The sequence below is a fragment of the Treponema brennaborense DSM 12168 genome (assembly GCF_000212415.1).
GTDB lineage: Bacteria > Spirochaetota > Spirochaetia > Treponematales > Treponemataceae > Treponema_F > Treponema_F brennaborense.
In genome coordinates, this window is the sequence record NC_015500.1 from 2,926,678 (window position 1) to 2,940,360 (window position 13,683).

8 protein-coding genes are annotated in these 13,683 nt (G+C 52.7%); 3 read left to right on the forward strand and 5 right to left on the reverse strand.

What is annotated here, in order from left to right; genetic code table 11:
• Complete coding sequence (locus TREBR_RS12780; RefSeq protein WP_013759588.1) at nucleotides 1–1,209, forward strand: MFS transporter; 1,209 nt, start codon at nucleotides 1–3, stop codon at nucleotides 1,207–1,209.
• Nucleotides 1,210–1,355: 146 nt separating this feature from the next.
• On the opposite strand, the gene TREBR_RS12785 is transcribed toward TREBR_RS12780, so the two are convergent.
• The 5 genes from TREBR_RS12785 to TREBR_RS12805 all read right to left on the reverse strand — a co-directional run bounded on the left by TREBR_RS12785 (nucleotide 1,356) and on the right by TREBR_RS12805 (nucleotide 8,444).
• The gene (locus tag TREBR_RS12785; protein WP_013759589.1) at nucleotides 1,356–2,819 is read right to left on the reverse strand and encodes a response regulator transcription factor; all 1,464 of its coding nucleotides are present in this window, start codon (nucleotides 2,817–2,819) and stop codon (nucleotides 1,356–1,358) included.
• Entirely contained in the window at nucleotides 2,816–4,576 is a 1,761-nt protein-coding gene (locus TREBR_RS12790) for a sensor histidine kinase (RefSeq protein ID WP_169310641.1), read from the reverse strand. The genes TREBR_RS12785 and TREBR_RS12790 overlap by 4 nt, the downstream gene beginning before the upstream one ends.
• Nucleotides 4,577–4,821: 245 nt before the next feature.
• Nucleotides 4,822–6,462, reverse strand: a complete 1,641-nt coding sequence (locus TREBR_RS12795) for an extracellular solute-binding protein (protein ID WP_013759591.1) — start codon at nucleotides 6,460–6,462, stop codon at nucleotides 4,822–4,824.
• Nucleotides 6,463–6,482: 20 nt separating this feature from the next.
• A complete protein-coding gene (locus tag TREBR_RS12800) occupies nucleotides 6,483–7,394 on the reverse strand; it encodes a carbohydrate ABC transporter permease (RefSeq protein WP_013759592.1) in 912 nt (303 codons plus the stop codon).
• A gap of 72 nt (nucleotides 7,395–7,466) precedes the next feature.
• A complete protein-coding gene (locus TREBR_RS12805) occupies nucleotides 7,467–8,444 on the reverse strand; it encodes an ABC transporter permease (protein WP_013759593.1) in 978 nt (325 codons plus the stop codon).
• A 182-nt stretch (nucleotides 8,445–8,626) separates the two neighbouring features.
• Between TREBR_RS12805 and TREBR_RS12810 the strand changes: the two genes are divergently transcribed.
• Nucleotides 8,627–12,163, forward strand: coding sequence for a hypothetical protein (locus TREBR_RS12810; protein WP_013759594.1), 3,537 nt, complete (start codon nucleotides 8,627–8,629; stop codon nucleotides 12,161–12,163).
• Nucleotides 12,141–13,577: a glycoside hydrolase family 30 protein gene (locus tag TREBR_RS12815; protein ID WP_013759595.1), complete on the forward strand. Its 1,437-nt coding sequence runs from the start codon at nucleotides 12,141–12,143 to the stop codon at nucleotides 13,575–13,577. Before TREBR_RS12810 ends, TREBR_RS12815 begins: the two co-directional genes overlap by 23 nt.
• Nucleotides 13,578–13,683 lie beyond the last annotated feature (106 nt).

The following is a 13,683-nucleotide window of genomic DNA, read 5'->3' on the forward strand; positions in this document are numbered from 1 at the left end:
ATGTCCATTCTCATTTTGTGCATCATTTACGCCGCTTTTATCAGTCTGGGCTTGCCCGACGGAATGCTCGGCGCCGCGTGGCCTACGATACGCGGTCAATTCGGCCTGCCGCTCGGATACGCGGGGTTCGTTTCGCTCACGATTTCAGCCGGAACGATCGTTTCGTCGCTTTTGAGCGTCAAAGTACTGCGCCGCTTCGGTACCGGGAAAGTGTCGGCGGTGAGCGTTCTGCTGACCGCGGTCGGTCTGCTGGGATTTTCGCTTGCGCCGTCTTTCGGATGGCTGTTTCTGTTCGCGATTCCTCTCGGCATCGGCGGAGGCGCCATAGACAGCGGTTTGAACGAATACGTGGCTGAACATTATAAAGCGAGCCACATGAATTTCCTGCACAGTTTTTGGGGAATCGGCGCGCTTACCGGGCCGCTGGTCATGTCGGCTTTTATCAGGCAAAACGGCGTGTGGCAAAACGGATACCGTTTTACCGCCGCGGTGCAATTCGTACTGGTAATCGTCATGTTTTGCGCACTGCCGGTGTGGAAGCGGGCCGAACGGAAAAGCCGGCTCGAACACGAAGCGCTTTTGGCGCGCGCCGAGCGGGAAAATATCACGCATCCGGCAAAAAAAACGTTCATCGAAAGTATCCGCGTGCCGGGCGTAAAAGAAGTGCTGCTGTGTTTTATGACGTACGCGAGTATGGAGTTCATGCTCGGTCTGTGGGGCTCAAGCTATTTGACTGCCGTAAAAGGCTTTGAAACGGCGCGGGCGGCGGCCTGGGTATCGCTGTATTACGGCGGAATTACCGCCGGGCGCTTTTTATGCGGATTTCTCGCCATGAAACTTTCAAATAAAACGCTTATCCGTACCGGTGCACTCACCGCGCTCACGGGTGTCGCGTGCCTTTTTGCCGGACATTACACCGGAGTCGGCGACTGGTGCACGTTGTGCGGGTTCATATTCTTCGGTCTCGGCTGTGCGCCGATTTTTCCCGCCATGCTGCACGAAACGCCCGCGCGGTTCGGCAAAGACAACGCGCAGGCGGTCATGGGCTTTCAAATGGCGGTGGCGTACACGTCTTCGGCACTGATGCCGCCGCTGTTCGGCTGGGTGGCGACGATTGCGTCGGTATCCATTTTACCGTGGGTGCTCGCCGGCTTCGCGCTCGTCCTTTTCATCTGTTCGGAGAAGGCGAACGGTATATTCAAAAAATAAGCGTCGGGCGGATTCAGTCGGGCGGCACCCGCCGACCGGCACTCAGTCTGCCGGAATTCAGTCGGGCAGCACCCGGCCGGACGTGTAACGGCTGCGCGCCGATTTATCCGGCCGGGATTCGGCCGGATGCTTGGGGCACCACGGCATCAGCCGGCAAAATGTGTTTGGGATTCCTTTACTTTACGATACTCGCCCGGCGACATACCGGTCGCCTCCTTGAACGTTTTCATAAAGTATTTTACATCACTGAAACCGGATTTCTGCGCGACTTCATACACTTTGTAGCAGCCTTTACTCAGCAGCCGCTGGGCTTCCGTAATCCTGATACGCTTCAGATATTCGTTAAAATTGATTCCGACGTGCTCTTTGAATTTCTCGGAAAACCAAGTATAGTTTACCGATACGTGGTTCGCAACCATCGCCATATTGATGTTTTTTGCAAAATGAGTTTTGACGTATTCAAGCGCGTCGGTAATGAACGGATATTCGGCGGTATTTTGCTGCAAAAGCGCCGCAAGATAGACGGTGTAATCACAAATGCAGGTTTTCCACTCGTTTACGGAAGCAAACTGCCAAATATTTTCTATCATAATACTTTTCAGATGCAGATACATATCCGAACCGCTGCATCCGGGAAAACGCTTGAACAAATTGTTCATGACTTTGTTGTACAGATAATACAATACGGCAGCGCGGCGGGGATCCGAAATCTTTGCAAAATCGAACAGCAGTTCCATATCGCGCTGAATTTCGGCAACGGACGCAATATCGAGCCGGCTGATACATTTTTCATACGCGCTGTCTATTGCCGAAAAATCGGATACAGCCGATGATTCCGTAAAACGGAACACGCCCGGTGAACGGCGACCCGCAGAATCGGCAAAAAACGACTGCAAAAGCGCCGCAAACGCCTGCATCCGAAGCGTGCGCAGGGCCGAAAGGTTACCGGAAGAAGCGCTGATTCCCGCCGAAAAAGAAGCAGCCGACAAATCGGTTTCCAAAAGATACACCGCTTCGCAGGGTACGACGAGCATAACGAAATCTTTTTTCTGTTCAAGCACATAAAAACGGACGGGCTGCAGAATCCGGGAAACGACGGCAAGGCACCGTGCGCCCGTAACCGCCGTGCAGCACAATCCGTTATCAAAACGGAAACTGCCGGGCACACAACTGCTGTCGAACCGGCCTTCGTCCGCAATTTTTTTGAGCATCTGTTCCGTTCTGGCTTTTTCTTCTTTACGCGATACGGCGATCGCCGTGTTGACTGCCGAAATCAGTTCTTTTTTATCAACCGGTTTAAGAATATATGAAACGGCGCCGCCGGCAATCGCCTCTTTTGCATACGAAAAATCGTCAAATCCGCTCAAAACGATGAGTGAAGGCCGCTGCTCGCACTGCGCAAGCCGATGCATCAGCTCCACGCCGTCCATACAGGGCATTCGGATATCGGTAATGATTAAATCCGGCAATTCGGTCGTACACAATTCGAGCGCTTCCGCTCCGTTTTTTGCTTCCAGAACGGAAACGGGAACACCCAGCGAATCCGTAATGATTTTCTTGATACCGGCGCGGATCAATTTTTCATCGTCGGCAATAACGATCGTTATCATAATCGATGCTCCAACGGGACGGGAATGCACACGAGCGTCCCTTTTCCTTTTTCCGATTCCAATTTGATGCGGTATTCGCTTCCGTAAAACATGTCGAGCCTCTGCTGAATATTTTTAAGACCGATGCTGCCTTTCGCGTTCCGCTCGGGCGAATCGTCGGAAAGATACTGCCGAATGGTTTCAAGTTTTTGTTCATCCATTCCGCAGCCGAAATCCCTGACGCACAGCCACACTCTGCCGCAGCTTTCGTCCGGTTCCGTATATACGCGGATAACGGCGTCTTTGCCGGCCGGTTCCACCGCATACATGAACGCGTTTTCTATGACCGGCTGCAATATCATTTTGAGAATTTCAAGACTCTGAAATTCCGGTGCAATTTCCGTTTCAAGCGAAATGACGTAATCGTTGCGGAGATTGAGAATATATACGTATGAGCAGATATATTCGATTTCCTGCTGAACGGTAACGCGGTGGACTCTCCAGCGCAGGCAATACCGCATCATCTTTCCCAAGACGGTAACACTTTCGGCGATGTCGTTCTGATCGGCAAGCACCGCCTGCATTTTAATCGTTTCAAGTATATTGTAAAGAAAATGCGCGTTTATCTGATTCTGCATCGCCTTTATTTCCGTCTCCGCAACGAGCGCCTGTTCTTTACAGATTTGATCGATCTGTTCCCGCAGCTGCTCCGTCATGGCGTTGAACGTCTGCTGCATTTCGGCAACTTCATCGTTTCCGTCGACCGGAACGGTAACGTCCAGCTTGCCGTTCCGCACCTGCCGCATTCTGTCCATAACGGAATAGATTCGGGCCATAAGCCGCTTCGTCGTAACGCTGATAATGAAAAACAGCAGACAGATCGTAACGAGCAGCGCCGCAACCGTTCCGCCCCGGAATAAAAACAACTGCCTGCGTATCATATCCGTCGAACACACGTGTGCAACAAGCAGATTCATGCGCGGAATCGTACGCCACGCGGCGATCTTCGTACTGCGTCCGCTGTTCATCGTAAAAAGACCGGACGCGGAATCCGTTCCGAACACCGCAGCGGAGGCGAGCTGCGACCGTTCCGCCGCAGTCAATTCGGGGTGAACGCTTTGCTTTCCGCCGGCCGTAACCGGCACCAGAGCATCGGCTTGAACTGTAAAAACGTAATCCGCACGGAACGGTGAATCGGCTTTATATAAAAACGGAAAAAAATCTTCCATAAACATGGCTATTTGGATATAACCGAGCTCACGGCCGTTCCGTACGAGTCGCCGCGTGGTACAGACCGAAGGAGCTTTAAGACGATCCTGATTTCCCATATACGAAGCGGCGTAATTGTATTCCCACTTATCGAGCGCGGCAAGATCCGTTCTGTTTGAATGTAAAATAAAAGGCCACCGTTCGGGAATCAGCGGATTATCGGTAAACATACGCACCGCGCATATATCGGGCACAACGAACATCAGCCGCGACATAAAAGAAACTTCGTCGATTATCGCGCTAATCAGCTGAGATTCGTCGTCAGACTCCGGTTTCGTAACGAGAAACATCAGTTCGTCGTTCGCACGAATAACGCTCTCTATCAGTACGAAGGAATCGACGCGCCCGTTTATCAGTTCAGCATGATCCGTTACCGCCTGCATACTCGCGGTGCGTAATTCTTCAAACAATCCGTTCCGGATATAATTCGTTGCACCGATAACGAGCAAAAACAGAGGAATCACTATTATACACGTATAAACGAGCACGAGCCGTTTTGAAAAAATCATGTCTTCATTATAAGAGCGGAATCGCTTTCTGTAAATGGAAAATACGGACCGGTACACCCCTGTACGGAGCAGTGCCAATCCGTAACGCCGCACCCGCACCCCGTAACGGACCGGCGGTTTATACGCATGAATCGGCGTCAACTCGCACAGACCGGCGGTTTGTATGCGCAGGTGCGGTTTGTACATACACAGGCACGGTTTCCTCCCGCAGAGCTTTCGCTGCCGCGCGGAGGAAACGTTCCGTTTTACTTCATACCCAATTTTTCTTTGTTGGCATTCATCATTTTCGTTTGAGCTTCAACAACCTTGTCGATACCTTTATCTTTTTTGAATTTTGCAAAATCGCTCCAGATTTTGTCAAATTCAGCGTCCGACGGCGCGCGCAGCAAGGCGGGAAGAACTTTTCCCCAGCGCCGCTGAATTTCTTCAAATATGAGCGCTTCGTCGCTGCCGGCAGGGAGCATCAGATTATCGTAAACGGCAAAGGAATGTACGTACGGACGGGTCCACAGCTGCGGCTGTTCCAGCGACGGCGCATACGTGATGCCCCACTGCTGCTGCCAGGCGGTGTCCATCAGCATCCAGTACGTATACTGAACGCCGATCTCCGTTTCCTGTCTGTTTTTGTCATTCTGATCGAGTTTCTGTACGGCGGGAAGCAGTGCAGGAATACCGTCCGCACCTATCGAATACGTAACGTCTTTTATGCCGAAGTTCGTATCCATCTGACCTTCTTCACTGATCAGATACGTCATGAACTGCATTGCCCGGGCGGGATCTTTGCAATTTTTTGAAATCAGCGTAACGGTCCATCCGGCGATACCCGCGCCGCCGAGCGTCGGTTCGTCTCCACGGGAATTACGCGGAGGATTTACCGCAATATAAATACTGTTCGGATCTTTTTCATACAGTGCGTTCTGTGCAGCCTGCATGTCCCAATTGTAATACAGCATACAGAAATAGCGGCCCTGCGCGGCTTTTTCTTCAATCTGGGAACGTTTGTCAACAAAAATGTCCGTCGGAATCAGCCCTTCTTCATGAGCTTTGCGGAACGTTTTAAGCCAGCGTACGTATTCGGGATCCGTCGGACCGAGCTGAGGATCGTAGAATTTGCCGTCTTTTTCGGGCAGCAAAGCAAGAAAATGCGGCAGCGCGTCGCGCAGGCGGTCGCAGCCCAAATCGTTGAATTCGTTGGTTCCGAACGGAATGAGCGACTGCCCGTTAACCGTGGGAAATTTCGCTTTCGCAGCGCGCAATGCACCGAGAAAACCTTCCGGCGTAGACATATCGGGGCTGCCGATAGCTTCGTACATATCCTTGCGCACCAAAAACGTTTCGTTCGACGTCAGTTTACCGGCATATTTTTCATAATCGGCAGGCGTATATGAAGCGTTCGGATATCCGTACACATGGCCGTCGTTCTGCCGGTACCAACCGAGTTTGTTCGCGTCGGCAACTTTGAAAAAATACGGATCGTATTTCTGCGCCAATTCGTCAAGCGGCAAAACCAATCCTGCGTCGATCATCATGGCCACCTGACCTTCGTACCAGCCCAGCGTAATGATGTCGGGCAGCGCGTCGCCGGCGATCATGGCGTTCAGTTTTTCCGTTTCATTACCCGCCGGAACGATAAAATTAACGTCGACTCCGGTTTTTTCGGTAATGTATTTGGAAACCTGCGAATCGCCCCAATGGCGCGCAAACCAACTGAAATTGACGTACCAGTCTAATTTGACAGGCGTATCCTTGTTTGCCTGCCAGCCGGGAGTACTCCCTGAACCGGATTTCGTCCCGTTCGCCGCCGCGGTATCTTTACCTCCGCCGGCAAACACGAATGACGATGCCAAAAGGCAAACCGTCAGCACTGCGGTTAAAACTTTCTTCATCTATTTCCTCCTTTTGGAAATTAACCCTTTATGGAACCGATCATCATACCTTTTACGAAATATTTTTGCATAAAAGGATACACGCAGATAATCGGGGCCGTCGTTACGACCATAGTCGCAAGCCTGACCGACTGCGAACTGACTTGCTGTGCGGTAACGCCGGCCGGCATGGACACGACCGCTTTAGACGCACTGGCGCTTGCAACGATGCGGTACAAAAACGTCTGTATCGGCTGCAATTCCGCCCGATTCGTATACATGACTCCCGTAAAATAATCGTTCCAATGCGCCACGCCGTTGAACAGCGCAATCGTTGCGATCACCGGCATTGAAAGCGGAATGACTATTCTTATGAACACGACCAAATCGTTCGCACCGTCGAGTTTGGCGGACTCTTCAAGCCCCGCCGGAAGCTCCCTGAAAAACGACATGAAAATAATCATATTATAGAAATTGAAAAGACCGGGAACAATGTACACCCAAAAACTATCGTATAAACCGATGTTTTTGATAAGAATAAAATAAGGAATAAGACCGCCGCCGAAAAACATCGTAATCGTTCCCAAAACGGTATATATTTTATTGCCCATAATGTGCTTCTTTGAAAAAGCATAACCGACCATTGCGGTAAAAAAGACGCTCGACACCGTTCCGATAACGGTGCGCAGAATCGTTACGGTAAACGCCTGGGCGATGGATTTATCCATAAAAACCGTTTTGTAGCTTTCAAGTGAAAACTTACGCGGAAACCAGTAAATACCGCCGCGCAGCGCGTCCGAAGAATCGTTGAACGAAATGATAACCGTATACCACACCGGATACAATATGATAAAACACAAAACAGCCATCGCCGCCACAAGAATTTTATCCCCGATTATATTACTCTCCAATTTCCGCGCGCGTTTTTTTTCCATAAGTCTCTCGGTATTCATGACATACTCCTTTTTGCAATATACATCCGAACGGATAAGCGCCGCATTGACCGCGCGCTTGCTGCGGACACCCTAAAACAGCGACGTATCGTTCAATTTTTTCGTAACGCGATTCGCAACGAGCAGTAAAAGGAACGCTGCAACCGATTTGAACAGACCGATAGCCGCCGCGTACGAATACCGCATACTCCGCATGGCCGTGTTGTACGTATAAATATCGATCACGTTGCTGCGCTCCGAATTGAGCGGGTTCCATAATACGAATATCTGATCGAAATTCGAATTGAGCAAACCGCCCACGGCAAGAATGAACAGCAGCGCAATCGTGCCGCTGATTGAAGGCAGCGTTATTGAAAATATTTGGCGGAACCGTCCCGCTCCGTCAACGCGCGCGGCTTCGTACATTTCCTGATCGATACCGGAAATCGCCGCAAGATAGATGATCGCCGACCAACCGAGCTCTTTCCATAAATCGGAAATAACGGTGATCGCCCAAAAATATTGGGGATACGCAAGATACGTAACGCCTTTTTCTATAATACCGCATTTGATGAGCAGTTCGTTGAACAGCCCCGTTTCTCCCATCCAAGTCGTCAGGATTCCTCCCAAGACGACCCATGAAAGAAAATGCGGCAGATACGAAATGGTCTGTATCGCTTTTTTAAAACGCTGATTGCGCACTTCGTTCAGCATCAGCGCAAACACGATGGGAAGCGGAAAATTGATGCAGAGTTTCAAAAGACTGATTCCCAGCGTATTCGTCATAACCGACGAAAATTCTTCATCCTTGAAAAAATTGATAAAATGCTGGAATCCGCCGGAGGCAGCCCATTCGGATTGAAGAAACTGCCCGCTGAACAAGGGCACGGTTATACGGTAATTTTTTTTGAACGCAATAAGGATTCCGTACATCGGCGCGTAATTGAACACGAGCATCCAGGCAACGCCGCACAAAGCCATAAACTGTAAATATTTTTCTTCACGCAGCCGGCGCCGGAACGTTTTCTTATTTAAAAGAACCGGAGCCGATTTTTCGGTTTTCTGTTTCATAAAAGCATCCTTTCTGATTACCAATATACCAGCCTTCCGCAGCGGCCGCCAGAATACAAAATTTCAGAAAGGTGTCTTTTTTTCGGTTTTCCCCGGATTTACCGTACTCTCCGCGTTGACAACTGAAATACCTTCTTTTAGATTGAACAGCGAAAGAAAACAAGCGCGCACAAGGAGTTGTGATGAAAGAGCGGCACTGCACCGGATCGTTTACCGAGCTTGACGGCGAACGATTCTATAAAATCGAAAATTACGACGCCATGGAAGATTTTTTCATGACGATAACAAGTTCGTCGGATATTTGGAATTTCTGCTGGGCATCCGGAGGCGTTACCGCAGGCCGAATAGACTGCGATCACGCGATATTTCCCTATTATACGGCGGATAAAGTTTCCGATGCAAAAACGTATACCGGCCCGTATACGGCGATCGCCGTACAACGAGGCTCCGATCACGGCGAGCAGCACTGCGTCGTCTGGGAACCGTTTGCCGCCGCGTCGCCCGCACAAAAAGGTCCCGAATGCCGGCCCAGCATTTACAAAAACGAAGTCGGCACGAAAGTCTGGTTTGAAGAAATCAACACGGAATTGCAGATTTCGTTCCGATACGGCTGGACGTCTTCGGCAGCCTTCGGCCTCGTACGCTGCGTCCGGATCGAAAATCTTGCACCCGTTCCGCAAACGCTCGCCGTTCTCGACGGCTGCCGAAACATACTGCCGGCGTGCGTAACCGCCGACTTTCAAAACGGCAACAGCATTCTGCTCGACGCATACAAAAAAACGGAAAACAGCGGAGATACGAATATCGCGCTGTTTTCCGTTTCTTCCATCGTTACCGATAAAGCCGAACCGAACGAAGGGCTTTTTGCAAACGTCTGCTGGTTCACTACGGACGACGATCTCATTCTCAGCCCGGACGCACCCGCCCGATTCGCGGCAACCGCGGCAGCAGCCGGCAGCACCGTACACAGCGCCGCGGCGGCCGTTGCGGCTCCGGACGCGCGCTCCGCAGTTATCAAAGGAAAACGGCCGGCGTGTTATATCTGCCGGACACTCACACTTGAAGCGGCAGCCGCAGACTGCTGGTATCAGACGTTCGATACGTCGCTCGACGCGTGCCGGCTCGCGGCGCTTGAATCGCGGATACGGGATCGTTCCGCTGCCGCCGCCGCACTCAAAGCGGACGCTGCCGCCGGAACGGAAGCGATGCGCCGGTACGTCGCGGACGCCGACGGTATCCAGCATACCGCGGATATCATGGCCTGCACGCATCACACGGCGAACGTCATGTTCAACATCATGCGCGGCGGCGTTTTTGCGGACAACGGCCGAATCGGGACACAGGATTTTCTCGATTTCATCGGCGTCCGCAATAAAGCAAAGCGGGCGGCGGCGGCAGACCTGATACGGCGAACCGCCCCGGAACGGAACGGCACAATCGGCGACAACGGTAAATGCGGCGATATAGGCAGCGCCGACGGCAGCAATAAATGCTGCGACAACGCTAAATGCGGCAAAATTTCACCGCAGGCGCTTTCCGCTGCCGTCGTGCAATCCGCAGATCCGCAGCTTGAACGGCTCGTTACGGAATACCTGCCGCTCGCCTTTTCTCGCCGCCACGGCGACCCGAGCCGGCCATGGAATCGGTTCAGCATCAAAGTACAAAACGCAGACGGCAGCCCGGTACTCAATTACGAAGGAAACTGGCGCGATATTTTCCAGAACTGGGAAGCGCTCGCCTTTTCATACCCCGCGTACGTCCAAAACATGTGTGCCAAATTTCTCGGCGCAATGACCATCGACGGTTTCAATCCGTATCGCATCACGCGGGAAGGAATCGAATGGGAAGAACCCGAGCCTGACAATCCTTGGGCACAAATAGGATATTGGGGTGATCACCAAATCATCTATCTTGAAAAACTGCTCGAATTATACAGCCGGACGAACCGCAAAGGGTTGCTCGCTTCTCTGAACCGTCCCCGCTGCGCGACCGCCCGCGTACCGTACCGACTTAAACCGTATGCGGATATCCTCAAAAATCCGCGCGAAACCATCGATTTTGATCGAAATCTCAGCCTGCAGCTTAAACGGGAAGCCGAGAAAAAAGGATCCGACGCGAAACTGGTTCCGGGAGCGGACGGACAGCCGGAACTCGTTTCGATTACCGCGAAACTGCTCCAAATCGTTATTGCAAAAGCGTCGAACTTCGTTCCCGGCGGCGGTATCTGGCTCAACACCCAGCGCCCCGAATGGAACGACGCAAACAATGCGCTCGCCGGTTACGGACTTTCCGTAGTAACGCTGTGCTATCTGCGCCGCTTCGCCGCGTTTTTGATCGATTTATATGAAAATTCGCCGCTCGAAGTTTTTACGGTGCCCGGCAAAATTGCGGAAACGTTTACGGGGCTCGGCGTGCTGTATTCGGCATACGATCCGGTCCAGACGGCCGCAGACAGCGTCTCCCGCCGCGCTTTCACCGACCGCGCGGGACTGCTGTTTGAAAAAGAACGCGGCGATTTATATCAGGAAGGATTCGCCGCTCCGGCAAAAAAACTGACGGGCTCCCGCATCGTCGCCGTATTGCAAGCCATTCTTGCCCACGCGGAACACACTATCCGGCTGAACCGGCGCCCGGACGGCCTGTTTCACGCATACAACACGATGCGCATTACCGAAACGGGCATGGAACTTTCATCGCTGCCGGAAATGCTTGAAGGGCAAGTCGCAGTCCTTTCAAGCGGAATGCTCTTACCGGAAGAGGCGCTTTCCGTGTTCAAAACGCTTAAACAAAGCAAACTCTTTGAACCGCGGCAGCATTCGTATCTGCTGTATCCGGATAAGGAATTGCCCCGGTTCCGCGATAAAAACCGAATTTCCGCGGCGGAAATTCAGCCGGTCGAACGGCTCGTTTCCGAAACGAACGGACGGATCATCGCGAAAGACTGCGCCGGCGATTATCATTTCAACGCGGATTTCCGCAACGTACACGTTATGGAGGCGTATATCGACGCGCTGCCGGCTGCCATGCGGCCCACGGATGCGGAAAAACGCGTACTCGCCGAATTGTATGAAAAAACGTTCAATCATCAGAATTTCACCGGCCGCTCCGGCACGTTTTACGCGTACGAAGGACTCGGAAGCATCTACTGGCACATGGTTGCGAAACTGCTCGTTGCGGCGCAGGAAAACGTCTTTGCCGCAGCCGGTTCGGAAACTGCGGCGGAACTTGCCGCAGTCTATTACGACATCCGCAGCGGAATCGGATTCAATAAAACGCCGGAGCTGTACGGCGCGTTTCCCGCGGATCCGTATTCGCACACGCCGGCCGGTCAAGGAGCAAAACAGCCGGGCATGACGGGGCAGGTAAAAGAAGAAATCATTACCCGCTGGGGCGAACTCGGCGTTCATATTGAAGACGGAAAAGCCGCCTTCCGCCCGATTTTGCTCCGCCGAACCGAATTCCGGCAGGACGGTACGCTTGATTTTACCTGGTGCGGCGTTCCGGTTACGTACTTTCTGACGGAAAGCGCCGATTCGGAAAACATCCGCATCACGTACGCGGATAAAGCCGCGGCGGAACGGGCCGGAACAACGCTCACTGCGGAAGAAACGGCGCTTCTGTTCAGCAGAGACGGTGCGATCCGCGCGATAGACGTGCGGGTTTGCTTGAAAAACACCGAACTGAGGAGGTACGAAAATGAACATAACACGCATATTTGAAACGGCAAAAGATTCCCGGCAGCGCCTTGCGGAGCTGCCCGGCGAATCGCGGCTGATTACGGACCCGAAAATCAATCCGTGTATCATAACGGTAAAACCGGAAGCCCGATTCCAAACGGTAACGGGTTTCGGCGGCGCAATCACGGAATCCGCGGGATACGTCGTATCGAAACTTCCGCCGCACGTACGGCAGGAAGCGGTCGACGCCTGTTTCAGCGCGCGGAACGGCAACAATTACACGTATGCCCGGACGCACCTGAATTCCTGTGATTTCTCGCTCGAAAACTGGGCGTGCGTCCCTCAAAAGGATGAAACGCTTGATTCTTTTTCCATGGAGCGGACGGATCGGTACGTTACGCCGCTGCTGAAAGCGGCGAAGATCGCCGCAAATACCTCGAATGACCCGGACGACGCAAACGGTGCCGCCGGGACGAAAGCGGATCGGTTCCGGCTCATGGTAACGCCTTGGTCGCCGCCGGCCTGGATGAAAGACAACGACTGTATGAACGGCGGCGGACATCTGAAGCCCGAATACCGCCGGCTGTGGGCGCAGTATTTCGTACGGTTTCTCTCCGAACTGCAAAAACGCGGCCTGCGCACCGGCATCGTCAGCATTCAGAACGAACCGGCGGCCGTACAGCGCTGGGATTCGTGCATTTGGTCGGCAGAAGAAGAAGCGGAATTCGCCGTCCGATATCTGGGACCCGCGCTGCGGCAATCGGGATTTGCCGATACGGATATTTTGGTATGGGATCACAATCGGGATCTGCTGTGGGACCGATTCGCCGCGTCGATGGCGGTGCCCGGCGCCGCCGATTATATCGCGGGAGCCGCGTACCATTGGTACTCGGGAGACCAATACGACAACGTCCGGAAAATTGCCGAACGCTTTCCGGACAAACAAATCGTTTTTTCCGAAGGCTGCATAGAAGGCGGCCCCCGCGACGGCGCTTGGTTTTCCGGAGAGCGATATGCGCATAATATCATCAACGATCTCAGCAACGGCTGCACGGCGTGGATAGACTGGAACATCGTTCTCGATATGAACGGCGGCCCGAATCACGCGGGAAATTACTGCGACGCACCGATTCTTGCCGATATCGCCGCCGGAACGCTGCATTATCAAAGTTCTTATTATTATATAGGGCATTTCAGCCGATTTATCCGTCCGGGCGCAGTCCGTCTCGGCGCGGAAACGACTCCGTACATGGTGCCGGCCGCCGTCGACGGAAAGCTGGGAAACACGATAGAAAACTGCGCGTTTCTGAATCCCGACGGCTCAATCGTGTTCATCATCTGCAACAGAACGGAAGCGGATCTGCCGTACGAACTGAAAATAGATGGTACGGCGGATTCCGCCCGGACGCTCCGCTGTCCGCCCCGCGCGATTCAGACGCTGATTATCCGCCGGTAACCTGTCGGGCGGCACTCAGTCAGCAGCACTCAGCCGCTCGCGTAACGACAGCGGCGTGCAAACTATCTGTCCGGCCGGTATCTTGTACGAACCGTTCACCGTCTTT